Origin of the sequence: Cellulomonas sp. JH27-2 (genome assembly GCF_014837175.1) — a bacterium.
Lineage (GTDB): Bacteria > Actinomycetota > Actinomycetes > Actinomycetales > Cellulomonadaceae > Cellulomonas.
The window spans coordinates 254,462-279,190 of the sequence record NZ_JACYFR010000003.1; the positions used below are offsets into that span (position 1 = coordinate 254,462).

Annotated in this window: 18 protein-coding genes and 1 tRNA gene; 11 read left to right on the top strand and 8 right to left on the bottom strand. The window is 73.2% G+C overall.

What is annotated here, in order from left to right:
- The first annotated feature begins 1 nt into the window (after position 1).
- From IC607_RS10205 to topA, 4 genes are all read left to right on the top strand, one after another.
- Positions 2-997, top strand: a complete 996-nt coding sequence (locus tag IC607_RS10205; protein ID WP_191787278.1) for an ABC transporter permease — start codon at positions 2-4, stop codon at positions 995-997.
- On the top strand, positions 994-2,085 hold the full coding sequence (locus IC607_RS10210) for an ABC transporter ATP-binding protein (RefSeq protein ID WP_191787279.1): 1,092 nt from the start codon (positions 994-996) through the stop codon (positions 2,083-2,085). Before IC607_RS10205 ends, IC607_RS10210 begins: the two co-directional genes overlap by 4 nt.
- 287 nt (positions 2,086-2,372) lie before the next feature.
- Positions 2,373-3,251 (top strand): phosphatase PAP2 family protein, encoded by an 879-nt coding sequence (locus IC607_RS10215; protein WP_191787280.1) that lies wholly within the window; start codon positions 2,373-2,375, stop codon positions 3,249-3,251.
- A 75-nt stretch (positions 3,252-3,326) separates the two neighbouring features.
- Entirely contained in the window at positions 3,327-6,035 is a 2,709-nt protein-coding gene (gene topA / locus IC607_RS10220) for a type I DNA topoisomerase (protein WP_191787281.1), read from the top strand.
- Between the two features lie 163 nt (positions 6,036-6,198).
- Here the strand turns inward: topA and IC607_RS10225 are convergent, their stop codons facing one another.
- Entirely contained in the window at positions 6,199-7,488 is a 1,290-nt protein-coding gene (locus IC607_RS10225; protein WP_191787282.1) for an alpha-amylase family protein, read from the bottom strand.
- A 64-nt stretch (positions 7,489-7,552) separates the two neighbouring features.
- Positions 7,553-11,533, bottom strand: coding sequence for a CIA30 family protein (locus tag IC607_RS10230; protein ID WP_191787283.1), 3,981 nt, complete (start codon positions 11,531-11,533; stop codon positions 7,553-7,555).
- Positions 11,534-11,723: 190 nt separating this feature from the next.
- On the opposite strand from IC607_RS10230, the gene IC607_RS10235 reads away from it, so the two are divergent.
- The 6 genes from IC607_RS10235 (at position 11,724) to IC607_RS10260 (ending at position 16,854) form a co-directional block, all read left to right on the top strand.
- Positions 11,724-12,728 (top strand): Gfo/Idh/MocA family protein, encoded by a 1,005-nt coding sequence (locus IC607_RS10235; RefSeq protein ID WP_191787284.1) that lies wholly within the window; start codon positions 11,724-11,726, stop codon positions 12,726-12,728.
- Between the two features lie 32 nt (positions 12,729-12,760).
- The gene (tmk, locus tag IC607_RS10240; RefSeq protein WP_191787285.1) at positions 12,761-13,387 is read left to right on the top strand and encodes a dTMP kinase; all 627 of its coding nucleotides are present in this window, start codon (positions 12,761-12,763) and stop codon (positions 13,385-13,387) included.
- The gene (locus IC607_RS10245) at positions 13,384-14,520 is read left to right on the top strand and encodes a DNA polymerase III subunit delta' (RefSeq protein WP_191787286.1); all 1,137 of its coding nucleotides are present in this window, start codon (positions 13,384-13,386) and stop codon (positions 14,518-14,520) included. Before tmk ends, IC607_RS10245 begins: the two co-directional genes overlap by 4 nt.
- A 58-nt stretch (positions 14,521-14,578) precedes the next feature.
- Positions 14,579-16,102 (top strand): alpha/beta hydrolase, encoded by a 1,524-nt coding sequence (locus IC607_RS10250; RefSeq protein WP_191787287.1) that lies wholly within the window; start codon positions 14,579-14,581, stop codon positions 16,100-16,102.
- Positions 16,103-16,172: 70 nt separating this feature from the next.
- Positions 16,173-16,245: transfer RNA gene (locus IC607_RS10255), tRNA-Thr, on the top strand.
- 180 nt (positions 16,246-16,425) lie between these two features.
- Positions 16,426-16,854 (top strand): hypothetical protein, encoded by a 429-nt coding sequence (locus IC607_RS10260; RefSeq protein WP_191787288.1) that lies wholly within the window; start codon positions 16,426-16,428, stop codon positions 16,852-16,854.
- Positions 16,855-16,932: 78 nt separating this feature from the next.
- On the opposite strand, the gene IC607_RS10265 is transcribed toward IC607_RS10260, so the two are convergent.
- Positions 16,933-17,373, bottom strand: a complete 441-nt coding sequence (locus tag IC607_RS10265; protein ID WP_191787289.1) for a hypothetical protein — start codon at positions 17,371-17,373, stop codon at positions 16,933-16,935.
- Between the two features lie 78 nt (positions 17,374-17,451).
- Between IC607_RS10265 and IC607_RS10270 the strand changes: the two genes are divergently transcribed.
- The gene (locus IC607_RS10270) at positions 17,452-17,745 is read left to right on the top strand and encodes a hypothetical protein (protein WP_191787290.1); all 294 of its coding nucleotides are present in this window, start codon (positions 17,452-17,454) and stop codon (positions 17,743-17,745) included.
- Positions 17,746-17,748: 3 nt separating this feature from the next.
- On the opposite strand, the gene IC607_RS10275 is transcribed toward IC607_RS10270, so the two are convergent.
- From IC607_RS10275 to IC607_RS10295, 5 genes are all read right to left on the bottom strand, one after another.
- Complete coding sequence (locus IC607_RS10275) at positions 17,749-18,870, bottom strand: hypothetical protein (RefSeq protein WP_191787291.1); 1,122 nt, start codon at positions 18,868-18,870, stop codon at positions 17,749-17,751.
- 73 nt (positions 18,871-18,943) lie between these two features.
- The gene (locus tag IC607_RS10280; protein WP_191787292.1) at positions 18,944-20,413 is read right to left on the bottom strand and encodes an MFS transporter; all 1,470 of its coding nucleotides are present in this window, start codon (positions 20,411-20,413) and stop codon (positions 18,944-18,946) included.
- A complete protein-coding gene (locus tag IC607_RS10285; protein WP_191787293.1) occupies positions 20,397-21,464 on the bottom strand; it encodes a DNA polymerase domain-containing protein in 1,068 nt (355 codons plus the stop codon). Before IC607_RS10285 ends, IC607_RS10280 begins: the two co-directional genes overlap by 17 nt.
- A 63-nt stretch (positions 21,465-21,527) precedes the next feature.
- Positions 21,528-24,398 carry a helix-turn-helix transcriptional regulator gene (locus IC607_RS17735; RefSeq protein ID WP_191787294.1) on the bottom strand — a complete coding sequence of 957 codons (2,871 nt, stop codon included), beginning with the start codon at positions 24,396-24,398 and terminating at the stop codon, positions 21,528-21,530.
- Complete coding sequence (locus IC607_RS10295; protein ID WP_191787295.1) at positions 24,395-24,595, bottom strand: hypothetical protein; 201 nt, start codon at positions 24,593-24,595, stop codon at positions 24,395-24,397. The genes IC607_RS17735 and IC607_RS10295 overlap by 4 nt, the downstream gene beginning before the upstream one ends.
- Positions 24,596-24,729: the final 134 nt, after the last annotated feature.

A 24,729-nucleotide genomic window follows, 5' to 3' on the forward strand; every position in this document is an offset into this window, starting at 1 on the left:
CATGAGCATCGACTCAGAGGTCCTGGAGAGGGACCTGGACGTCGCGCAGGAGGCCGCCGCGCCCACCTCGCCGCGGCGCAAGTTCCTGTTCATGCGCAACACCAAGGCGCTGACGGGACTGGTGATCCTCGGGTTCTTCACGCTGATGGCGATCATCGGCCCGTGGATCGCACCGTACGACCCCGACGCGCGCAGCAAGGACGTCCTGCAGCCGCCGTCGTGGGACCACCTGTTCGGCACCACGCACATCGGCCAGGACGTGTTCTCGCAGATCCTGGTCGGGACGCGCGGCGTGATGGTCGTCGGCTTCGTCGCCGGCATCGTGGCGACCACGATCGGCGTGCTGATCGGCGTCACGGCGGGGTACATCGGCGGGTTCGGCGACGAGGGCCTGTCGGCGCTGTCGAACGTGTTCCTGGTCATCCCCCAGCTGCCGCTCATCATCATCATCGCCGGCCAGCTGCCGTCGGCCGGCGGTCTGACCGTGGCGCTGGTGATCGCGGCGACCGGCTGGGCGTGGGGTGCTCGCGTGCTCCGCGCGCAGACGCTGTCGCTGCGCAAGCGGGACTTCATCGAGGCGGCCCGCGCCAACGGGGAGAAGTCCTGGCGCATCATCACCGCGGAGATCCTGCCCAACCTCACGGCCATCATCGCCGCCGGCTTCGTCGGGACCGTCGGCTTCGCCGTCCTGTCGCAGATCACGCTGTCGTTCATCGGCATCACGAGCGTCAGCGAGTGGAACTGGGGCACGGTGCTCTTCTGGGCGCAGGCGCAGCTCGCGCTCCAGCAGGGAGCGTGGTGGTGGTTCGTCCCCGCCGGCCTGTGCATCGCGCTGCTGGGCATGAGCCTGACGCTGATCAACTTCGGCATCGACGAGTTCGTCAACCCCCGCCTGCGCAGCACGGGCCTGAACGCCCGCAAGCTCCGCAAGCGTCAGATCCGCCCCCGCATCGGCTTCACGCCGGTGGTGCACGAGGCCAAGGAGGACCGGTCATGAGCGCCGTGCCCGAGCTCCAGCGCGCCGCTCGCCCGGCGCACGACCCCGTGCTGGAGATCAAGAACTTGTCGGTCGACTACGGGTACGACGACCCCACGCACGTGCTGCGTCAGGTGTCGCTGAACCTGAACCGCGGCGAGGTGCTGGGCCTGGCCGGCGAGTCCGGCTGCGGCAAGTCGACGCTGGCCTACGCCGCCACCCGGCTGCTGCCGCCACCGGGCCTCATCACCGGCGGGCAGGTGCTGTTCACCGACCGGGACGGGACGCAGTCGGACATCCTGGCGATGAACGACAGCGACCTGCGGGCGTCGCGTTGGCAGGACATGGCGATCGTCTTCCAGGGTGCGATGAACTCCCTCAACCCGGTGTTCCGGATCGGGCGGCAGATCGCCGACGGCATCCAGGCGCACAAGCCGGGGATCAGCAAGAAGGAAGCGCTGGAGCGCGCCGGCGAGCTGCTGGACATGGTCGGCATCTCCGCCGACCGGCTGCGTGACTACCCGCACCAGCTCTCGGGCGGCATGCGCCAGCGCGTCATGATCGCGATGGCGCTCGCGCTCGACCCGCAGGTGCTCATCATGGACGAGCCGACGACGGCCCTGGACGTGGTGATGCAGCGCCAGATCGTCGAGCAGATCGCCGAGCTGCGCGAGCGGCTGGGCTTCTCGGTCATCTTCATCACGCACGACGTGTCGCTGCTGATCGAGATCGCGGACCGCATCGCGATCATGTACGCCGGGGAGATCGTCGAGGACGCCTCGTCGCAGGACGTCTACCGGCGCCCGCGTCACCCGTACGCGGACGGCCTGCTGCACTCGTTCCCCCCGCTGCGCGGCCCGCGCCGCGAGCTGGGCGGCATCCCGGGCTCGCCGCCGGACATGTCGAAGCTGCCGACCGGGTGCCCGTTCCGGGACCGCTGCGAGTTCGCGTGGGACGCGTGCGCGGCGATCACGCCGGAGCTGACCGGCACGGCCGTGGCGGGGGACGACCCTCGTCGGACCGTCGCCTGCCTGCGGCACACCCCGGACCTCGTGCAGGCCGCGGGCTTCGAGCCGAAGCCGGTCCCGGAGCGCCTGGCGCTCCGCTGAACGGGTGCCGTCCCGCCCCCGCCTGTGCAGCAGGGCGGGGCGGCACCACCACACCCCTCGTGGGCGCCCACCGCGTCACTTCAGCACCCCATTCCTCAGGTCCCGGGCCAGCCCGTCGCACCTGGCTCTGCATCCGGCTCTGCATTCGGTGGTTGCACGCATGGTTGCAGCGCACGCGCCCGTGACGGGCACGACCGCTGCAACCATCCCTGCCATCACCGGCCCGCGGCCCGACTGGGCGTGGGCGTGTGCCGCGACGGTGGGTGCACTGACCTACGGTTTCCTCCATGAGCGCACGACGAGCAGCACCGCTGGTGGCGCTGTGCGCCGCCGTCGTGCTCGTGTCGGTCGTGGGCGTGTGGGTGCTGTGGCGCGTGTTCGTCGATACCTTCACGGGGCAGACGGTGGACCAGGCGGCGCTGACGGGGGCCGCGTACGGCCAGAACCAGCTGTGGCGCGTGGCCGAGCCGCTGCTCGACGTGGTCTCGGTCAGCTTCATCGTCGTCGTGCTGCTCTCCGCCGTGGTGATCGCGGTGGTCCGGCGGCGGTGGGAGCTCGCGGTGCAGGCGGCGATCGTGATGGTGGGCGCCAACCTCACGACGCAGGTGCTCAAGAAGTGGGTCCTCGACCGGCCCGAGCTCGGCGTCCCGGGCGGCTACGGCAACACGCTGCCCAGCGGCCACACGACTGTCGCGGCGTCCGCGTCCGTGGTGCTCATGCTCGTCGTGCCGCCACGCGTCCGTCCGTGGGCCGCGGCGCTGGGTGCGCTCTACACGACGGCGACGGGCGTCTCCACGCTCGTCGGGCAGTGGCACCGCCCGTCCGACGTGGTGGCCGCGGTGCTCGTCGTCCTGGCGTGGACCGCCGCGACGTGCGCGCTGGCCGTCCTGACACCTCGCTGGGACGTTCCTGTGGATCGTGCGCCCGTTCCCCCAGCAACCCGTGCCATGCTCGTGGTGCTCTCCGCGCTGGGGACAGCGGCCGCCGTCGTGGCGGGCGCAGCCCTGTCGTCGAGCTGGTCCCACGCAGCTGACCTGACCACCCGTTCCGACCTGCTGACCGCCTACCTGGGCGGCGCCGCAGGCACCGGGGCGGCGGCGTTCTGGGCGTTCACGATCATGCTCTGGCTGCGGCAGGCCGCGGCGTCGGGATTGCCGCGGGCTTGACGGAAGGTCGTAGAGTCCGCAGCGGTGGAGTGATCGCGGGCCGTCCGGCTCGTGAACCGGTAGGAAGGCCGTGGAATGTCTGCAGGGCGCAAGCTCGTCATCGTGGAGTCGCCCGCCAAGGCGCGCACGATCGCGGGGTACCTGGGTGACGGGTACGACGTCGAGGCGAGCGTCGGGCACATCCGCGACCTGCCCCAGCCGTCGGAGCTGCCCGCGGACATGAAGAAGGGCCCCTTCGGCAAGTTCGCCGTCGACGTCGACAACGGGTTCGCGCCCTACTACGTCGTCGACTCGGACAAGAAGAAGAAGGTCAGCGAGCTCAAGCGACTGCTCAAGGAGTCCGACGAGCTCTTCCTCGCCACCGATGAGGACCGCGAGGGCGAGGCCATCGCGTGGCACCTGCTCTCCGAGCTCAAGCCCAAGGTCCCCGTCAAGCGCATGGTGTTCCACGAGATCACCCGCGAGGCCATCGGCCGGGCACTGGAGAACACCCGCGAGATCGACGACCGCATGGTCGACGCGCAGGAGACCCGCCGCATCCTGGACCGCCTGTACGGCTACGAGGTCAGCCCGGTGCTGTGGCGCAAGGTGCGTCAGGGTCTGTCGGCCGGCCGCGTGCAGTCGGTCGCCACGCGCATGGTCGTCGAGCGTGAGCGCGAGCGCATGGCATTCGTCGCCGCCGACTACTGGGACGTCAACGGCACGTTCGCGGTGGCGGACGCCGACCAGCCCGCCTTTCCGGCCCGGCTGACCCAGCTTGACGGCCGCCGGGTGGCCAGCGGGCGCGACTTCGACGACCGCGGCGTGCTGCGCTCGGCGGACACGACCCACCTCACGGAGGAGAACGCGACGGCGCTCGTTGCCGCGCTCGCGGACTCGTCGTACGAGGTCCGGTCCCTGGAGACCAAGCCCTACACCCGCCGTCCGGCGGCGCCGTTCACCACCTCCACGTTGCAGCAGGAGGCCTCGCGCAAGCTCCGGATGGCGTCGCGGCAGACGATGCGCACCGCGCAGAGCCTGTACGAGAACGGCTACATCACCTACATGCGTACCGACTCGCCCGTGCTGAGCACGCAGGCGATCGACGCCGCGCGCCGCCAGGCTGCGGAGCTGTACGGAGCCGAGTACGTGCCGGACAAGGCGCGTGTCTACACGAGCAAGGCCAAGGGGGCCCAGGAGGCGCACGAGGCCATCCGCCCCGCCGGTGACCACTTCCGCACGCCGGCACAGGTGGCGCGCGAGCTGTCGGGCGACCAGTTCCGGCTGTACGAGCTGATCTGGAAGCGCACGGTCGCCTCGCAGATGGCGGACGCGCGCGGGTCGACGGCCTCGGTGCGGCTGGGCGCCGTGGCGTCCGACGGGCAGGACGCGGTGTTCTCCGCGTCCGGCACGGTCATCACGTTCCGCGGCTTCCTCGCGGCGTACGAGGAGGGTCGCGACGAGTCGCGCGACGCGACCGGCGACGACGACAAGGGCGACGCGCGCCTGCCGCGGATGGCCGAGGGCGACCCGCTGACGGGCACCGACCTCGCGGCCGCCGGTCACCGCACGTCGCCACCGCCGCGCTACACGGAGGCCTCGCTCGTCAAGGCGCTGGAGGAGCGCGGCATCGGCCGACCGTCCACCTACGCCGCCACGATCTCGGTCATCCAGGACCGCGGCTACGTGACGTCCCGCGGGCAGGCGCTCGTGCCGTCGTGGCTCGCGTTCGCCGTGACGCGGCTGCTGGAGGAGAACTTCGACTGGCTGGTCGACTACGACTTCACCGCCGAGATGGAGCAGGACCTCGACGCCATCGCCGCCGGCGACAAGGACCGGGTGGCCTGGCTGACGCGCTTCTACTTCGGCGACGGGACCGGCAACGAGGAGGGCGAAGGCCTGCGGGACCTCGTCGCGAACCTGGGTGAGATCGACGCCCGCGAGGTCAACTCCATCCCGATCGGCGACAACATCACGCTGCGCGTCGGCCGCTACGGCCCGTACCTCGAGGACCCGGCCGTGCTGGCCGCGGACGGCACGCCGCGCCGCGCGTCCGTGCCCGAGGAGATGGCTCCCGACGAGCTCACGCCCGCCAGGGCCCGCGAGCTGCTCGAGTCCGAGCCCGAGGGCGACCTCGTGCTCGGCCAGGACCCGAGCACGGGCACGACGATCGTCGCGAAGAACGGCCGCTACGGGCCGTACGTCACCGAGCTGCTGCCCGAGCCGGAGCTCGACGAGGGCCTGTCGGCCGCTGCGCGGAAGAAGGCGCTGGCCGCCGCGCCCAAGCCGCGCACGGCGTCGCTGTTCAAGTCGATGTCGCTGGACTCGATCACGCTCGACGACGCGCTGCGCCTGCTGTCGCTCCCGCGCGTCGTGGGCACGGACCCCGAGTCGGGCACGGAGATCACGGCGCAGAACGGTCGCTACGGGCCCTACCTGAAGAAGGGCACGGACTCGCGCACGCTCGCCTCGGAGGAGGCGCTGTTCACGACGACGCTCGACGAGGCGCTCGCGATCTACGCGCAGCCCAAGCGAGGTCGTGGGGCGACGGCCGCTCCGCCGCTGCGCGAGCTGGGCGACGACCCCACGTCGGGCAAGCCGATCGTCGTGAAGGACGGCCGGTTCGGCGCGTACGTCACCGACGGCACCACCAACCGCACGCTGCCGCGCGACGTGACGCCCGAGTCGATCACCCCCGAGCAGGCCATCGAGCTGCTCGCGGAGAAGCGCGCTCAGGGCCCGGCCAAGAAGAAGGCGCCCGCCCGCAAGGCCCCGGCGCGCGCCAAGGCGTCCGCGAAGAAGTAGCTCGCCGGGGCGGCTCGCACCTGCGCGCTCTGGCAGGTCGCCTCTCTCGCTCGCGTCGCCCCCGCCCGCGTCAGCCCGGCGTGTGGATGCATGGATGGTTGCATGGCGCGTGCCCGTGGCGGGCGCGTCTGGTGCAACCATCCCTGCATCCACGGGCGTGTGGTCAGGGGGCCAGGACCGCCCAGCCGCGTGCGGGGACGGTGGTGGTCGTGGCGGTGACCGTCGACGGGCCCGCGAGCAGCTCGCCCGTCGCTGGGGCGTCCCAGGGCTCGTCGGGGTCCAGGTTGAGGGCGACCAGCAGCGCGTCGCCCCCGGCGCTCGCCTCGTAGAGCAGGTGCTCGTTGCTGAGCTCCACGGTGCGGGTGGTGGCCCGGTGCAGCCACGGGTGCCGACGGCGCAGGCCGATCAGCTCCTGGTGCAGCCGGTAGGCCCACGCTCCGTCGGGCGCCAGGTCGTCGGGCGACGCGGGGAACGCGGGACGGATCGCGTCGTCGCCGCCGAACCGCTCCTCCTTGAGCCCGCGGAACGCCTGCTCGTCGCCGTAGTACACGGCGGGTGTGCCGCCGACGGTGAAGAGCACGACGAGCGCCAGGGCGAGCAGCCCGTCGTCGTCGACCTGGGTCGCGATGCGCGTGACGTCGTGGTTCCCGACGAAGGTCCACGGCGCGAACTGCTCGACGAACGCCGAGTGCCGGTCCAGCGACCACGCCAGCTCCCAGAAGTTGGCCGACGACAGCGCCGACCAGATCGCCTTCCACAGCTCGTACTGCGTGACGGAGTCGAAGCCGGACTCGGCCACGATCGCGGAGTAGTCGCCGTGGATGACCTCGCCGACGACGTAGACGTCGGGGTGCGCCGCGCGCACGCGCTCCAGCACCGGCACCCAGAAGGCCGGCGGGACCGCGTAGGCGGCGTCGAGGCGCCAGCCGTCCGCGCCCGCGTCGAGCCAGTGGATCATCACGTCGGCCACGAGGTCGGCCACGGCGGGCGACGAGTGGTTCAGCGTGACCAGGTCGCGGTGGCCCTCGAAGCAGTCCCACGTGGGCTCGTCGCCGCTGCGGTCGATGCGGAACAGCGCCCCCTCCGGCCCGCCGGCGAGCGCTGCGGTGAACATCGGGTGCGCGCGCCCGACGTGGTTGAAGACGCCGTCGAGCAGCACGCGCAGGCCGCGCTCGTGGGCGGCTGTCACCAGCGCGTCGAAGTCCGACCGGTCGCCCAGCCGCGGGTCGATGCGCAGGTGGTCGGTGGTGTCGTAGCCGTGCGTGCTGGACGCGAACACGGGCCCGAGTGCCAGCCCGTTGACGCCCAGGTCGCGCGCGTAGTCGAGCCAGTCGATCAGACGCCGCAGCCGATGGGCATCGCGCGGATCGGATCCTTCGGGGGCCTCGTCGGCCGCCCCGACGAAACCCAGCGGGTACACCTGCCACCACACCGCGTGCTCGACCCAGCCCATCGCCCCACCGTACGGGTCGGCCGTGCCCCGGGCCGGACGGACGACCCGGGGCACGGCCGGCGCGTCAGCGCAGGCGCAGGCTCGCCGCCTTGCTGGTCACGGACCCGGCGGCGTTCGACACGACCACGCGGTAGTCCGCGGCCGTCGTCGCCGTGACCGAGTACGACGCCGACGTGGCGCCCGCGACCTTCACCCACGTGCCGCCGTGCTGGCGGTACCACTGGTACGTGGGCGTGGGATAACCGAGGGCCGTGACGGTGAAGGTCGCGCGCGACCCCTTCTTCACCGTCTGCGCGCTGGGCTGCCCGACGATCACCGGGGCGATCCCGGTCACCGTGACGGTCGCCGGGTCGGACGCCGTGGAGCCGGCGGTGCTGGTGAACACCGCGCGGACCTGCGCCGCGTCGAGCGCGGGGATCAGCACCAGCGTGAGCGTGCTCGACGTCGCCAGCGGGATCTTCGTCCACGTCGTCGAGCCCTTGCGCTGCAGCTCCCAGCGGACCTTGGTCGGCTCCGGGTAGCCGGTGGCGGCCGCCTTGACCTTGACGATCGCGCCGAGCTTGCCGGAGACGGGCGCGGGCTGGGTCGTGACGACCGGCTCGGCGGCCTTCAGCGTGACCGTCGCCGCGTCCGTCGTCGCGGTCCCCGCCGCGTTGGTGAACACGGCCCGGTACGACGAGCCGTTCACCGCCGTGCTGAGCGTGACGTCGAGCGACGGGGACGTCGCGCCGCTGACGTCGGCCCAGGACGACGAGCCCGCCGCCTTGCTCTGCCACTGCACGGTCGGCTCCGGGGAGCCGGACGCCGCGGCCGTCAGCGTGACGGTCTCACCGAGCGTGCCCGATGCGTCCGCGGGCTGGTCGGTGACCTCCGGGGCCACGTCCGCGGGCGTCGCCGGGAAGTCGCCCACCGCGATGTCGTCGAGGTAGAACGAGCCGGTCTTCGGCAGGGAGGCGTCCGACTGCGTCGCCATGATGATGAACTCGTTCACTCCTGCGAGCTGGGCCCGGGTGGGGCGCAGCGTCGAGCTGATTCCGCTCGGGTAGGTGACGACGGCGTCGTCGAACGCCAGCTGGACCGTGCGTGCCGTGCCCGTCAGCGAGACGGGCAGGTCCCAGTACCAGTCGTCGCCCGTGCCGTCGGCCGACGGCGTCCGGAACCGGAACGACAGGTTCTGGCCCGACCCGTTCGGGTCGACCCACGCGGTGATGCCGTCGAGCCCGGCCCACGAGTGGCCGCCCAGCCAGCGCGACTCCTGCAGGTACGTGGTCGAGCCGAAGTCGTAGACGAACTGCGCGGCCTTGGACCCGGCCGACCCCTTGCCCGGCGCGAGCGCGAGCTGCCAGCCGTCGCCCCAGTCCTGCTCGGCGATGTTGCTCCAGCCGGCGCGCAGGTCGGTGGTCGTGGCGTAGGTGTCGAACGTGTCGAGCACCTCGGCGGAGCCGTCGGGCACCTCCGGGGCGGGCTCGCCGCCCACGGCCTGGATGTCGTCGACACCGAACGTGCCCGAGCCGCTGGTCGAGTTCGACGCCAGGACAAGCTCGCCGATCGAGCCGAGCTGCGTGTCGTCGAGCGGGTCCGTCAGGTCGGCGGGCCACGACGGCGCGAACGACGAGAACGGGATCTCGACGGTGTGCCACGACGTGTCGGTCAGCGGCACCTGGGCCAGCCAGTAGCTGCCGGTGGTGTTGCTGATCTGTATGGCGAGCTGGTTGCTGGACCCGTCGCCCTTGACCCGCAGCGACAGCGCATCGCGCCCGGACCAGTCCTGGCCCAGCCAGCGGGAGACGTCCTGCCAGCCGCCGTTCGGGTTGTCGTAGCTGAACGACAGCGCCTGCGCGCCCTGGCCCGCGTCGGTGCCGAGCGAGATCAGGTCGGTCTTGCCGCGGTTGCCCCAGGCCGCGTCGAACGCGGCCTCGTCGGCGTAGCCCTCGAAGTCGTCGACGACGATCGGCTCGGCCGTCGGCTCGGGGTCCACGTACTCGCCCTCGCCGGACGCCTTGATGTCGTCGACCTGGATCGAGCCCTTCAGCGGGGCGTCGCCGCCCGCGTCGTTGAGGTAGACGAAGAACTGGCTGACCTTGGCCAGCCGCTCCCAGGTGAGGGTCGCTCCGGCGTTGGCGGTGTCCCAGGGGGCGGGCTTGAACTCGGTCCAGGGGATGTGCGTGACGTACGAGTCGTCGCCCGCCAGCGACGGGTACGCCTCGAACGTGACGCCGCCGGCCTGGACCTGCACGACGAGCTTGTGGCCCGAGGCGTCGGGGTCGATCCACAGGTCGAGCTGGCCGAACGCGGACCAGTTCTGCGTGGGTGCGAACGACTTGCCGAAGCCGAGGTAGCCCGTGCGCGACGCGGGGAAGTCGTAGCTGAGCTTCGCCGCGTTGCCATCGCCGTGCTCACCCAGCGCCAGTGCCGACGAGGTTGCGTTCGCCACCGTGTACGCGGCGCGCAGCGCGACGTCGTCGCCGTAGCCCTCGAAGTCGTCGACCGTACCCTCGGGCAGCACCGGGGCGGCGCCCAGGATGACCGAGACGCTGCTGGTCAGGTCGTGGCCGCCGCCGGTCGCGGTGACCGTGGCGCCCACCGTCCGGTTGGTCAGCGCGTCCGCGCCGATGTCCCACGTGCCCGACCAGTAGCCGTCGTCGTCCTTCGTCAGGGCGACCGGGTCGAAGCCGTCGGCCGTGAACGTCACGCTGTCGACGCCCGGCGCCGCGGTGAGCTTGGCGCGCACGGTGACGGTCGGGGTGGTGATGCGCGTGCCGTCCGCGGGCGTGACGAGGCGCAGGAACGGCTGCTGAGCGGCGGCCGGCGGGTCCGACGAGTACGGGTCGCCGGTCTGCGACGCGAAGATCGAGCGCGGGTCGTCGTACAGCGCCTGGAAGTCCGACGCCATCTCGTGGCCCGCGTACGGCACGTAGATCTGGCCCGAGCCGAAGTTCGCCCACGTGAGCATCCACGCGACCTTGCTCGCCTTCGGGCTCGCGTTCAGACCGTCCATCAGCTCGGTGTAGTAGTGCAGCGACTTGTTGCCCGACGGCTTGATGGTGCGGTCCCCGTTGCGGCCGAACTCGGTGAACGCGGGGATCTTGTGCCGGGCCGCGGCCAGGTCGACGACCATGTCGAGGTCGGTCACGACGGCGTCGACGTAGGCGCTCGAGTCGTCGTCGGCGTTCGAGTTCTCGTAGTTGTCGTAGCCCAGCACGTCGACCCACTGATCGCCGGGGTACGTCTCCAGGTAGCGCGCGCTGTCGCCGTCGAACGAGCCGTTGGGGGAGAACGCGTAGAGCAGGTTGTGCACGTGCTTCACGTCGCGCAGGTACTCGACCGTGTACCGGAAGATCTCCTTGTACTCGCCCGTGGTCGCGTGCGCGGCGCCCCACCAGAACCACGACCCCGTGTTCTCGTGGAACGGCCGGAAGACGACCGGCACCAGCGAGCCGTCGTCGCGCTTCGCGTCCGTGGCGGCCCGGGCGACGAGGTCGAGATAGGCCCGGAACTCGGCGTTCTTGTCGCCGCCCGGGAGGATGTGGCTGACGACGCGGCCGCTGGTGTCGTAGAAGTCCTTGCCCGTGACGAAGTTGGGCATGTGCGCCGACAGCGTGACGATGCCGCCGAGCGCGTCGGCGCGGACGAACTGCTCCGCGAGCGCCTCGGCGTTCTGCTCGTCGGTGTTGTCGTGCGAGCCGGGCTTCTCGTCGCCCTTGAGCGCGAGGCCGTCGAAGCCGAACACGCCCGGGAGGTCCCCGGTGACGTCGTGGACGTCGGACTTGACCGGCTGGCCGTCGGGGCCGGGCGCGGCCGCCGAGACGGACTCGTCGACCGGGTGCTGCTGGCCGAACAGGACGCCGCCGGACTCCTGGTCGCGCAGGTACTGGAACAGCGAGCGCGTGGGGGCGGTCGCGTCGGTGTCGACGATCGCGACGGTGTCGTCGTCGGCCGCGTGCGCGGCGGTGCCGAGGCTCGTCAGACCGGTGAAGGTCAAGGCCGCGGCGGCCAGGATCGCGGCAGCCCGCGATCGTCGGGCATGGCTGGTGGCTCTGGTCATCGAGTTCTCCGTTGAACGTCCCGGCCCTGCGCCGGGCGACCTGCGCGACCCCTCGTCGGGCCGATGGGGCCCGACCGTAACTTACTTAAGCCGCTGAAAATAGAGGGTGAAGCGAGTAAGTTGTGGCGAATCGTCCTGCCCGCGTCCGCCCGGCCGACGCGGGCCGCGGGCTGGCACTACGTTGGGCGCCATGGCTCGTACCCCCGATCCCCGTACCGCACCTCCCATCCGCTGGGGCATCCTCGGCGCCGGTGGCATCGCCTCCACGTTCGCCACCGGCGTCACCCAGCACACGCGCGCGCAGCTGGTCGCCGTGGGCAGCCGCCACCGCGACCGCGCCGAGCGGTTCGCCACCGCGCACGGCATCCCCACCACGCACGTCGGCTACCGCGAGCTGGTCGAGGACCCGCAGGTCGACGCCGTCTACGTGGCGACCCCGCACTCCGAGCACCGCGAGCACGCGCTGCTGGCGATCAAGGCCGGCAAGCACGTGCTCGTCGAGAAGGCGTTCACGCGCAACGAGGCCGAGGCGCGCGAGGTCTTCGACGCCGCCCGGGCCGCCGGCGTGTTCGTCATGGAAGCCATGTGGACGCGGTTCCTGCCGCACGTCGACGCGTTGCACCAGGTCATCGACGCGGGCGAGGTGGGCGACATCGTCAACCTGTCCGCCGACCACGGCCAGTTCATGGCCTTCGACCCGAGGTCGCGCCTGTACGACCCCGCGCTCGCGGGTGGTGCGCTGCTGGACCTGGGCGTCTACCCCGTCGCGTTCGCGCACGACTTCCTGGGCGTGCCCGACGCGGTGCAGGCGGTCGGCACGCTCACCGAGACGGGCGTCGACGGGCAGATCTCGATGGTGCTGTCCTACGGCGAGCGCACGCAGGCGACGCTCGCGACGACGCTGTGGGCCAAGACGCCGACGATCGCGACGATCTCCGGCACCGAGGGGTTCATCTCCGTGCGCGGCGACTTCTACGGGCCGACGTCGTTCCGCGTGCAGCGACGCGACGGACGCATCTGGGAGTTCGACCAGCCCAGCCCCAAGGGCCTGCAGTTCGAGGCCGCCGAGGTCGCACGCCGCGTCGCCGCCGGGGAGACCGAGAGCCCGCGCATGTCGTGGCAGGGCACGCTCGACGTCATGCGGACGATGGACCAGATCCGCGCGCAGGTGGGGGTCGTCTACCCGGGCGAGTGAGTCGTGTCCGCCCTCACGGTTACCCTTGCGGCGTGACGACTACCGGCCTGTTCGTGTCCCTCGAGGGGGGCGACGGTGCGGGCAAGTCGACCCAGGCCGCGATGCTGCGCGACTGGCTCGAGGAGGCCGGCCGCGAGGTCGTGCTGACGCGAGAGCCGGGCGGCACGGAGCTGGGTCGGCTGCTGCGGGACGCGGTGCTGCACGGCGACCACGTCGACCCGCGCACCGAGGCGCTGCTGTACGCGACCGACCGCGCGCACCACGTCGCCTCGCTCGTCCGGCCGGCGCTCGAGCGCGGGGCCGTCGTCGTGACGGACCGCTACCTCGACTCGTCGGTCGCGTACCAGGGCAGCGGCCGTGACCTGGGCGCCGACGAGGTCGAGGCGCTGTCGATGTGGGCGACCCAGGGGCTGCTGCCCGCGCTGACCGTGCTGCTGGACCTCGACCCGGTGGTGGGCCGCTCGCGGCTGACGGGGGACCTGGACCGCCTGGAGAGCGCGGGCGACGAGTTCCACGCGCGCACCCGGCAGGCGTTCCTGGACCGGGCCGCGGCCGACGAGGACCGCTGGCTCGTGCTCGACGCGACCGCACCGGCCGACCAGCTCGCCGCCGCGATCCGGGGCCGCGTCGCGGGGCTCCTGACGGGAGCGTCGGCGTGAGCGTCTGGGACGACGTCGTCGGGCAGGAGCCCACGGTCGACGTGCTGCGCGCCGCAGTCGCGGACCCGGGCGCGATGACGCACGCGTGGCTCCTGACGGGCCCGCCGGGCTCGGGCCGGTCCAACGCGGCGCGCGCGTTCGCGGCGGCGCTGCAGTGCCGCGACGGTGGCTGCGGGTTCTGCCACGACTGCACGACGACGCTCGGCGGCACCCATCCGGACGTGACCGTCGTCGCGACGGAGGGTGTGTTCATCCGCGCCGAGACCGCGCGTCCGCTCGTCGAGCTGGCCCAGCGCTCCCCGTCGCAGGGCCGTTGGCGCGTGATCATCATCGAGGACGCCGACCGGCTCAACGACACCAGCGGCAACGCGCTGCTCAAGGCCATCGAGGAACCTGCTGCGCGCACGGTCTGGATGCTGTGCGCCCCCAGCCCGCAGGACGTCCTGGTCACGCTGCGCTCGCGCAGCCGCTCCGTCGCGCTGCGCGTGCCGCCGGTGGACGCGGTCGCTGCACTGCTCGTCTCCCGGGACGGGATCGCGCCCGATGTCGCGGCGGTGGCGGCCCGCGCCGCGCAGTCGCACGTCGGCATCGCCCGCCGGCTGGCCCGCGACCCGCAGGCGCGCGAGCGGCGCGACGCGGTGCTCTCCGTCGCGACGCGCATCCGCGGCGTCGGCGACGCGGTGCTCGCCGCCGGTGACCTGGTGGCGACCGCGCAGGCGGACGCGAAGGCGGCCACCGAGGAACGCGACGCCGCGGAGCGCGCCTCGCTGCTGCACTCGCTGGGTGCCGAGGGGGCGGCGACGCTCCCGCCCGCGATTCGCTCGCAGGTCAAGGCGCTGGAGGACGAGCAGAAGCGGCGGGCCACGCGTTCCCAGCGCGACGTGCTGGACCGCGCGATGGTGGACCTGCTCTCCCTGTACCGCGACGTGCTCGTCGCGCAGCTGGGCGCGCAGGTGGAGCTCGTCAACGTCGAGCACGCCGACGACGTCCGCCGGCTCGCCGAGCAGAGCACGCCGGAGCAGACGCTGCGCCGGATGGACGCGGTCGGCCAGGCCCGCACGCGGCTGGCGGGCAACGTCGCCCCGCTGCTCGCGGTCGAGGCGATGGCGATCGCGCTGCGCCCGCAGGGCTGACGGCGCACGGCGGCGGGTGCTGGACCGGACTGTCGGGTTCGCCGACTACCCTCGTCGCATGCCGCCCGCCCGCCTCCTGCGTCGCGCCGTCGCGGCACTCGCCGTCGTCGCCGTCGTCCTGACCGGCTGCGCACCCGCCAAGCACCAGGTCAGCGCGCCCAGCCCGATCGCGTCCACGGCCGAACCCGACCACGGCGACCTCGCCTCGTTCTACGGCCAGCAGCTCGAGTGGTCGACGTGCGACGAGGGCCAGTGCGCCAAGGTCCGCGTCCCGCTGGACTACGACGACCCCGCGGGGCGGACCATCCAGCTCGCGCTCGCGCGGCACGAGGCACCGGGCACGCCGCTCGGCTCGCTGCTGGTCAACCCCGGCGGCCCGGGTGCGTCGGGCGTCGACTTCCTGAACGGGTTCGTCGGCGAGGCCACCGACGACCTGCTCAAGAACTTCGACGTCGTCTCGTTCGACCCTCGCGGCGTCCAGCGCTCGTCGCCCGTGCGGTGCGTCGACGACGCGGAGATGGACCGGATCACGGCGATCAACCCGCCGGACGGCTCCGACGACAGCCTCCAGGGGGCGATCGACGAGTCGGCGAAGTTCAGCAAGGAGTGCGTGAACACCTCCGGCGAGGTGCCGGCCCACATCGACACCGTCAGCGCGGCCAAGGACCTCGACATCATGCGGTCGGCGCTCGGCGACGCGTCGCTGTACTACCTGGGCTTCTCCTACGGCACCAAGCTGGGCGCCACGTACGCGGCGCTGTTCCCGAAGCAGGCCGGGCGCATGGTCCTCGACGGTGCGCTCGACCCGACGCTGACCGACGGCGACGTCGAGGAGGGCCAGGCCGGCGGCTTCGAGAAGGCCCTGCGTGCCTACGTCGCGGACTGCCAGGCGGGGTCCAAGTGCCCGCTGTCGGGGTCGGTCGACGACGGCATGCAGCAGATCGGGGACCTGCTGGACCGAGCCCGCAAGCAGCCGTTGCAGACCAGCGACGGCCGCCCGCTCACCCAGGCCCTCGCGTTCTCGGGCATCGCGCTGACGCTGTACTCGCAGAGCTACTGGTCGGCGCTGACCGACGGCCTCAACGCGGCCATCCACGAGGGTGACGGCACGCTGCTGCTCAGCTACTCCGACGCCTACTACGACCGCGGCGCGGACGGGACGTACACCACCAACACCACCGAGGCGTTCCGCAGCATCACCTGCCTCGACGAGCGCGGCGATCCCGACTTCGACGCCATGCGCACCCAGGCGAAGCAGATCGGCAAGGTCGCGCCTACGGTCGGTCAGTTCTTCTCCTACGGCGGCACCACGTGCGCCGACTGGGCGGTGCCCGAGGTGGGCGGCCTGCAGGACTACAGCGCGCAGGGTGCGCCGCCGATCCTCGTCGTCGGCACCACCAACGACCCCGCGACGCCGTACGCGTGGGCGGAGAAGCTCGCCACGACCCTCTCGTCGGGCGTCCTGCTCACCTACGAGGGCGAGGGCCACACCGCCTACCGCAGCAGCAACACGTGCATCGCGAACGCCGTCGACTCCTACCTGATCGGCGGGACGGTGCCCGCCGACGGCACCCGCTGCTGACCCGCTTTGGTCCTCGCGCCGCGGGCGGGTACAGTAGGCGCGCTCGCCGGGTCGTCCGCGTCCCGACGATGCCGCCTTAGCTCAGTCGGCAGAGCGTCTCACTCGTAATGAGAAGGTCAAGAGTTCGATTCTCTTAGGCGGCTCCCTCCGAAGGCCCTGGACCACCGGTCCGGGGCCTTCGTCGTCTCGCCGTGCCTTCTCCGGCGAGTCGGTGGAAGGCCCGGGCCTGCCGATCCCCCGCCGGCCGAGCCGCCCGCTGGTCCTGCCGGAGGCCGCCCGGCGCGTCCCGCCTCCCCTCGCTGTCGGTCCACCATGCTCATCGCGTGGTTCTCGTGGTGTGGGTGCTCAGCATCCTGCTGATCGGTCTAGGGGCTCTCCAGATCTGGGCTGCGGCGCGAGCCGAACGTTGGCGTGCATTTCTGTCGCGGGCGGCCGTGTTTCAGGCCAGGTGGCTCAGTCCTCGCGGGTTCGCGAGGGTCGCGCTCTGCGCCGGCGTCTTCCTTGTCTGGATGGGCGTCTGCTTCGCGGCCATGGTCGTGGTCGACCCGGAGATGCTGCGCGAGGACTCCACCGGTGCAACCGATGCCGGGGTCGCCGTCGTCGCGACCATGGTCGGCGGGCTTGCGGTTCTTGGCGTGCTGGCGCTCGTCCTCGTGTTCAGCGGCCGCCCCCACGCCCTGGTGCTCCGCCCGTTGAGGACGGCGACGAAGGGCGAGGCGGCTGAGTGGCTGCAGGCTGGGTCGCCTGGCTGATCGAACGTGCGCGGTGCGGCGCTCCTGGACGCACCGCCCGTGCCGGGCACGACGAGGGCCGACGGACGTGACGCCTCGTCATCGGGCGGGACGTTCGAGGTAGGCCCACCGATCGTCCACGGACACCAGGCGCCACCCGGCGGCGGCGTACTGGGCGAGCAGTGCCTCGACCTGTCGCGCGAACGTGGCGTCGTCGTCGGCGGCGTCCAGCTTGAGGAGCTTGTACTCGAGTCGCACCTCCGTCGAGGGCGGCGGAGGGGCGAGAAGATCGGTGAGCTGGTCCGCGATGGACACCAGCGACGCGTAGAGGCCCACCGCCGAGCGTGAGCCCGCCAGGTCCTCGTCCCTCCCCTCGAGGAGAGCGTCGTCGTCCGCGCTCCGGACCTCCCACGCGCCGTTGAGCCGGCCCGTCGAGTCGCCCGCGAAGGTGACCAGGACATCGACGCCACCGATCGTGGTCGCGAACGCGCGTCCGCCCTCGTCCGTCTCGGCCGGCGTCCAGGTGGGTGCGGTGCTCACGGTCCCATCTTCGCGCAGGCTCCGGGGCGCGCATCGCGCCGGGACGGTGATCACCCGGACTGCCGCGAGAATGGAGCCGTGCCGTCGTATCGCGTGTCCGCAGCCGTCGGCTTGCTGCAGCCGGGGACGCAGCCGCAGGACGTGCTGCCGGAGGCGGTCGCGGTGGCGCGCGAGCGGGTGGTGGTCGAGGCGTTCGACCTCGCGGTCGTGCGCGGCGAGGCGCGGGTGACCGTGCGGTACGAGGCAGACGACGACGCGACCGCCCGGCAGGCGGGGTGGGCGGTGCTCGCGCGGCTCGACGAGCTCGCGGACATCAGCGGTCGGCGCGTGACCCGCCGCTGGGGAGCCCGCTGGTTGCCGCTGCGGGGGTGAGCCTCACAGCAGCGCGGCGCCCTGGCCGACGATGACGACGTCCTCGACGGGGGTGGTGGTGAAGCGGTGCCCGACGACGAGGGTCTCGCGTCCCGCGTCGCCCGCCTCCACCAGCACCGCGGGAGTGCCGGCGGACGGTTCGACGACGTAGCCGTGCTCGTCGAGCGCCGCGACCCAGGCCACGGCCCCGCGAGGCCGGCCCGACGTCGCGACGAGTCTCTGGGCCTCGGCCAGGTCACCGACCCGCTGCACCGGCGCACCGGCGTCGAAAGCGACGACGACGACCGTGCTCGGCTCCGCGGCCGCGCAGGCCAGCTCGAGGACGGCGTCGAGGAGCGACAGCGCGAGGATCTGCACCTCGGTGGACGGCGGGGACGCGAGGTCGCCGGGGATCCGCGGGCGCGGCACCCGCAGCGCGCGACGCCCGGTGAGCGGGGGCTGGTGCGCCGGGACGTGCGGAGCCGCAGGCGTGGGTTCGGCAGCGGACGGCGCCGGGGCTGACGGTGCGGCCGACGGGTGCGAGGCGGCCGCAGGCGGCGGGGCGACCGGGCGCTGCCGGGTCGGCAGGGTCGCCGTCGGCGTAGGTGCGGCCGCACCGCGGCGCGTGGGAAGCGGTGCGACCGACGTCGGCTCGTACGCGGGTTCCGCCGGTTCGGGAGCTGGCGCCTGTGCCGCGTCGGCAGCAGGGGACTCCGCCGGCGCCGGGTCGGCCTCGTCGAGGTGCTCGGCGGCGGCGTCGACGTAGTCGACCACCCAGCCGCGCACGCCGGCCTCCCAGCGCATGCGCACGTCGTCGAACGGGACCACGGCGGCGGTGCCGTCGGCGGACAGCAGCGCGGGCGCAGGCGACTCGATGGAGGTGCGCAGCACCCAGTGGGCGTTCCCGGCCCGGGCCATCACCAGGTCGCCGATGCCGACGCCCAGCGCGGCGAGCATCCCGGCCGGCAGCTCTCCCCCGCCGGCCGCGGACCACCGGGCCCGCTCGGCGTCGAGCAGCGCCCCGACGGCGGCCGGGTCGGTGACGTCGATGCCGGCGGCCGCGACGTGGCCACGCAGCCGCGCCAGGTGGCCCTGCTCGACCGGCGTGAGGGGCCGCATCCCGGCGACGGCAGGAGTGCGGACCATGCCCGTTGCATCGGCTCGGACGGGGGTGATCTTGAGCACTCGAACCCTGGCCGGCGGCCCGTCGGGGCGGGAATCACCCGGGTCGTACGTCCTGGGACCGCCGGGGGATGGTGAGTGCCGAGGTCAGCGCGCCGGCGGCGAGCAGACCGGCGCAGACGAGCAGCGCGGTCCGGTGCGCGGGGCCCAGCGTGGCGGCGTCGGTGAGCGACGACCCGACGCCCGCGACGAGCGGCAGCACGGCGATGGCGAGCAGCCCTGCGATGCGTGCGACGGCGTTGTTCACGCCGCTCGCGACCCCCGCGAGATGGTCGGGCGCCGCGGCCAGGGCGGTGGTGGTCAGGGGCGCGACGGTGATCGACAGTCCCAGGCCGAACAGCACCATCCCCGGCAGCACCGACGTCCAGTAGGGCGAGTCGGCGCCGATCCGCGACAGGAGCACGGCCGCCCCCGCGCACACCAGCGGGCCGAGCGTCATCGGCAGCCGCGGCCCGATGCGCTGGCCCAGCGCCCCGACGCGGGGGGACAGCAGGAACATGAGGATCGTGACGGGCAACGGTGCCAGGCCAGCGGTCAGCGGCGGGTACCCGGAGACCACCTGCAGCGTCACGACAACGAAGAAGAAGACGCCGGACAGCGCGCCGTAGATCAGCAGCGTGGCAGCGTTGACGCCCGCGAACGGCCGCCAGCGGAACAGCGCGGGCGGCAGCAGCGGCGCGGGGTGGTGGGCCTCCGCGACGACGAACGCGACGAGCGCGAGCGCGCCGCCGACGAGCGAGACCACGACCGCCGTCGTCGCGGACCCGTGGTCCGTCCACACCGTGAACCCGTACGTCAGCCCGGCCAGGCCCAGGGCGCCGAGCACCGTGCCGAGCACGTCGAGGCGGCGCACCGCGTCGGCGTCGGACGACTCGGGCACGTGCCGCAGCGTCACCGCGACGACGACCACCACCATCGGCACGTTGATCGCGAAGATCCACCGCCACGACGCGACCTCGACGATCCAGCCGCCCAGGAAGGGAGCCACGGCGCCCGCGACGCCCGACCACCCCGACCACGCCCCGATCGCCCGCCCGCGGTCCTCGCCGGCGAACGTCGACTGGATGATCGCCAGCGATCCCGGCGTCAGCAGCGCCGCACCGACCCCCTGCACGACGCGGGCCGCGATCAGCGTGCCGATCCCCGGCGCGACCGCGCACAGCAGCGACGCGACCCCGAACCAGACGACACCCACCAGGAACACGCGCCGCCGCCCGAAGCGGTCCCCGAGCGAGCCGCCCAGCAGCAGGAACGCCGCCAGGGTCAGGGCGTAGCCGTTGACGGTCCACTGCAGGTCGCCGGTCGAGGCGTCGAGGTCGTCGGCGATCGCCGGGAGCGCGATGGTGACGACGGTGGCGTCGATGAACGCGATCGCCGAGCCGAGGACGGTGGCGAGCAGGACCCAGCGCCCGCGCGCCGAGGTGTACGCGGGTGCGTCGGCGGGATCCGCGAACGCAGCGGGCGGGTCGACGGCGGGGGACGGGTCGCCGTCAGCGGGGCCGGTCACGGTCCTTGCTGGGCTGAACGCGCTTGGGCTCGCCGGGCATCTTGGGGTACTCGGGCGGGTAGGGCAGGTCGCCGTGGCCGTCGTCGGCCTCCTGCCGGTCCGCGAGCTCGAGCACGGAGTCCAGCACGCCGCGCGGCGCCGCCCCGGCGACGAGCGGCGCGAACAGGTCGCCGACCTCGGCGAACCGCGCGGGCATGGACAGGACGTCGAAGTCGTCGGGGTGCACGTCCGGGACCTCGTCCCAGGTCAGCGGCGCGGAGACGGTGGCGCGCGGGTTGGTACGGATCGAGTACGCCGACGCGATGGTGCGGTCGCGCGCCATCTGGTTGTAGTCGACGAAGATCTTGACCCCGCGCTCCTCCTTCCACCACTTCATCGTGACCTGGTCCGGCAGGCGCCGCTCCAGCTCGCGGCCCAGCGCGATGGTGGCGCGCCGCGCCTCGACGAACGTCCAGCGCGGCTCGATCGGCACGAAGATGTGGATGCCCCGCCCGCCGGACGTCTTGGGGTAGCCGGTCAGGCCGTGCTCGGTGAGCAGCTCGCGGACGTGCGGGGCGACGCGCGCGGCGTCGGAGAAGTCGGTCCCCGGCTGCGGGTCCAGGTCGATGCGGAGCTGGTCGGGCCGGTCCACGTCGGCCGACGTCACGGGCCACGGGTGGAACGTGAGCGTGCCCAGGTTGGCGGCCCACGCGACCACGGCGAGCTCGCTGGGCGCGACCTCGTCGGCCGTGCGCCCGCTGGGGAACCCGATCCGGGCCGTCTTCACGTACTCCGGCGCGCCCGCGGGCACGCGCTTCTGGTAGAACGCGTCGCCCGACGAGTCCATCCGGGTGGCCAGCTTCGCGCCCTCGAACACCCCCTTGGGCCAGCGCTCGAGCGTGGTCGGCCGGTCCAGCAGCGCGCCCAGGATCCCGCCGCCCACGCTGAGGAAGTACTGGACGACGTCGAGCTTGGTCAGTCCCCGCTCGGCGAAGTACACCTTGTCTGGGCTGCTCACGCGCACGGTCCGGTCGTCGACCTGCAGCTCCACCGCGGGCGTCTTCGTCGGCATGCGCCCACCGTAGGCCCGACCGCCGACACTGGCCACGGCCCGCGGCGGTCACGACGACGGCGGTCACGACCCGATGAGCCCCCGCTGGTGCGCGATCGACACCGCCTCGGCCCGGCCGGACGCGCCGAGCTTGGCCAGCAGGTTGGACACGTGCACGGAGACGGTCTTGCCGGAGATGAACAGCTTCTCCCCGATCTGCCGGTTCGACAGGCCCTGCGCGACGAGCGTGAGGACCTCGGCCTCGCGCGACGTGAGCACGTCGCCGCCGCCCTCGGCCACCCCGGTCAGCCCCAGCCGTCCACGACGCGACAGCCCGCGCACGGCCGCGGCGAGGGGCGCGGCCCCCATCGCGTCGGCCTCGGCCAGCGCGACGGCGGCGTGCTCGCGCGCGGTGTCCCGCTCGCCCTGCTCCAGCAGCGCCTCGGCCAGGCGGTAGCGGGTGCGCGCCTGCTCGTAGCGGTGGCCGAAGCCGAACTCGTCGAGCGCCTCCTGCCAGGGTCCGACCTCGTTGTGCGCACCGCCCAGCAGCCGCCCGTGCTCGGCGTGCGCCCGGGCCAGCCACGCGCGACCCTCCGGCCCCAGTCGCCCACCCCGCGGGCGGCCGCGCCGCGCCGTCGACCGTGCGCGCTCCAGCAGCGAGTCGCCGAGCGCCACGCGATCGCGGACGTCGTGGCCCTGCAGGCGCTCCGCCGCGGCGGCGTCAGCCAGCGCTGCCAGCCCCAGCGCGGACAGGTAGATGCCGCCCAGGAAGTAGTCGGTCCACGCGCGGCCCAGGAAGTCGATGATGCGCATCGCCAGCGCGACGGCCTCGTCGGCGTCGCCCCGCATCGTCAGTGCGTCCACCGCGCACCCGCCGGCCTGCAGCGCGACCAGGCCGTCCAGCTCCCAGTCCGCCTCGAGCGCGGCGGCACGGGTCGGCACGTCCTCGTCGCCGCGGGCGGTCGCCGCGAACAGGTCGACGGCGCTCAGCACGCGGGCGCGGTCGTCGGGCACGTCGGGGACCGGCGGCAGTGTCGTCAGGTCACCGCTGACGTACCGCAGCAGCCGGACGAGCATCGCCAGCTCGAGCCCGTACGTGCTGGTGGCCATGCCCACCTCGCGTGCGCGGGCGACGCCCTCGGCCGCCACCTCCGCCGCCGAGCCGGGGTGGCCCGCGTACCAGCGGTTGCCCGCCAGGTTGAAGCGGCTGCGCAGCTCGGTGTCCAGGTCCTCGGCCTCCTGCGCGCGCGCGAGCGCCTGGGCCAGCAGGTCGGCCGCCTGGTTGGCCTCGTCGACCTCGAGCACCGCGAGCGTGGTGAGCCCGTCGGCCTCGGCGTCGAACGCACCCACGGCACGCGCGACCTCGACGGCCTGCTCGCCTGCCACGCGCGCCTCGTCGTCCTGGTCGACGTTCAGCGCGCACCGCGCGTACGTGGCCAGCGCCCAGGCACGCGCCGGCGACGGCTGGGTACCGGTTGCCTCGATCGCCTGCCGCGCCTGCTGCATGGCCGCGTCGAGCTGCTCGGCGGCGAGCAGCAGCCGGGCCAGCCGGGTGCGGAGCATGGCCTGGCGGTCCGGCTCGTCGGCCGACGCCTCGACGGCGGCGCGCGCGAGCTGCACCGCGCGGTCCACCAACCCGGCCGCGCTCGCGGCCGACGCCGCGGAGCTGAGCAGAGCGACGTGGTCCTCACCGTGCGCCGTCCGTTCCTCCCCCACGGCGTCCCACAGCCGCAGCACCACCTCCAGGTGCCGCAGCTCCTCCGCGGGCGCGAGCACGCAGTGCGCCTGGTGGGCCGCCTCGCGGGACGCTGCCCACGCGACCGGGATGTCCGGGGCGCGCAGCGCGTGCGAGGCGAGCTGGGACGCCGGGCCCAGGGAGGGGTCGGCGAGCAGGGCCCGCAGGTAGGCGCGGTGCAGCGCGGAGACCTCGCCCGGCAGGAGGTCGGCGGCGACCGCCTCGGCCAGCAACGCGTGCCGGAAGGCGAGGTGGCCGTCCTCCACGGCGAGCACGTGGTGGGCGACCGCGTCGCGCAGCGCCGCGTCGAACCCCGTGAGACCGGAGCCGACGGCGGCCCGCAGCAGCCGCTCGTCGACGAGCCGCCCCGCGACGGACGCGACGCGCACGAGCTGCTGCACGTCCGGGTCCAGGACCTCCAGGCGCGAGCGCAGCACGTCCGCGAGGGACCACGGCAGCACGTCGTCGTCGGCCCCGGCCTCCAGCAGCTCCTGGGCAAAGTACGCATTGCCCTCCGACCGCTCGACGACGCGACGCAGCGCCGGCTCGGGCACGGCCGAACCCGTCACCGCGACGGTGAAGGCGCGCAGCTCGTCGGACGTGAACGGCGACAGGTCCAGGCGCATCACGCGCGGGTGGCGCACCAGCTCGGCGGCGGCCGCGCGCCACGGGTGGCGACGGTGCAGGTCGTCCGTGCGGTAGCTCGCGACGAGCAGCAGGTGCTGGCGGCGCAGGCGCGAGACGAGGAAGCGCAGCACGTCGCGGCTGGACGCGTCGGCCCAATGGAGGTCCTCGACCACGACGAGCAGCGGCCGCTCGGCCGTGCCCAGCGTGCCCAGCACGTCGAGCAGGCCCTCGAAGAGCTGCAGCCGGTTGGCGGGCCCGTCCGCGGGGGCGCTGCCCGGCAGGAGGCGAGCCAGCGCCGGCCTGGCCGCGACGATCGCGTCCACGGGGCCCGGGTCCAGCTCGCGCAGCTGGGACAGCATCTCGGCGAAGGGCAGGTACGGCAGGCCCACGTCCCCGAGGTCGACGCAGTGCGTCACCACCACCTGCGCGCCGCCGGCAGCCGCGCGCTCGGTCACGTGCTGCAGCAGCCGGGTCTTGCCTACGCCTGCGTCCGCCGCGAGCAGGACCGCGCGGGCCGTGCCCGCACGCGCGTCCGCGAGGGCGAGGTCGAGCGTCTCGACCTCGCCCTCGCGGGCGATGAACGGTGCTGTCATCGGGCCACGTGCCATGCCCCCGATACTCGCAGCAGCCACCCACGCGCCGCGTCGTGATTTCGCCGCCGGGCCGCGCGGGCCGCGCGCGACTGGCGGCGCCGGGCCGACCGCGCCCGCCCCTCGGCGATGCCCTGCTGGACTCGCTGCCGCCGCGCGTCGAGGTCCGTGTCGAACGACCCCGCCCACACGTCGCTCATGCCTGCTCCCCACAGCTCTCGCATGATCGTCCCTCTCGTCCCGCGGAGGTCGTTCCTCCGGCTGACCCTGACGTTCCTCCCGAGGTGACGGGCGACGGATCGGTCGATCGACCAGTCCTGGCCATCCCGTCGTC

Excerpts from the sequence above, each read along its gene's own strand:
- IC607_RS10250 (WP_191787287.1), top strand. The coding sequence starts at position 14,579 with ATGCCGCCCGCCCGCCTCCTGCGTCGCGCCGTCGCGGCACTCGCCGTC.
- IC607_RS10235 (WP_191787284.1), top strand. The coding sequence starts at position 11,724 with ATGGCTCGTACCCCCGATCCCCGTACCGCACCTCCCATCCGCTGGGGC.
- IC607_RS10285 (WP_191787293.1), bottom strand. The coding sequence starts at position 21,464 with ATGCCGACGAAGACGCCCGCGGTGGAGCTGCAGGTCGACGACCGGACC.
- IC607_RS10215 (WP_191787280.1), top strand. The coding sequence starts at position 2,373 with ATGAGCGCACGACGAGCAGCACCGCTGGTGGCGCTGTGCGCCGCCGTC.
- topA (WP_191787281.1), top strand. The coding sequence starts at position 3,327 with ATGTCTGCAGGGCGCAAGCTCGTCATCGTGGAGTCGCCCGCCAAGGCG.
- IC607_RS10295 (WP_191787295.1), bottom strand. The coding sequence starts at position 24,595 with ATGAGCGACGTGTGGGCGGGGTCGTTCGACACGGACCTCGACGCGCGG.
- IC607_RS17735 (WP_191787294.1), bottom strand. The coding sequence starts at position 24,398 with ATGACAGCACCGTTCATCGCCCGCGAGGGCGAGGTCGAGACGCTCGAC.
- IC607_RS10225 (WP_191787282.1), bottom strand. The coding sequence starts at position 7,488 with ATGGGCTGGGTCGAGCACGCGGTGTGGTGGCAGGTGTACCCGCTGGGT.
- IC607_RS10205 (WP_191787278.1), top strand. The coding sequence starts at position 2 with ATGAGCATCGACTCAGAGGTCCTGGAGAGGGACCTGGACGTCGCGCAG.
- IC607_RS10275 (WP_191787291.1), bottom strand. The coding sequence starts at position 18,870 with ATGGTCCGCACTCCTGCCGTCGCCGGGATGCGGCCCCTCACGCCGGTC.
- IC607_RS10230 (WP_191787283.1), bottom strand. The coding sequence starts at position 11,533 with ATGACCAGAGCCACCAGCCATGCCCGACGATCGCGGGCTGCCGCGATC.
- IC607_RS10210 (WP_191787279.1), top strand. The coding sequence starts at position 994 with ATGAGCGCCGTGCCCGAGCTCCAGCGCGCCGCTCGCCCGGCGCACGAC.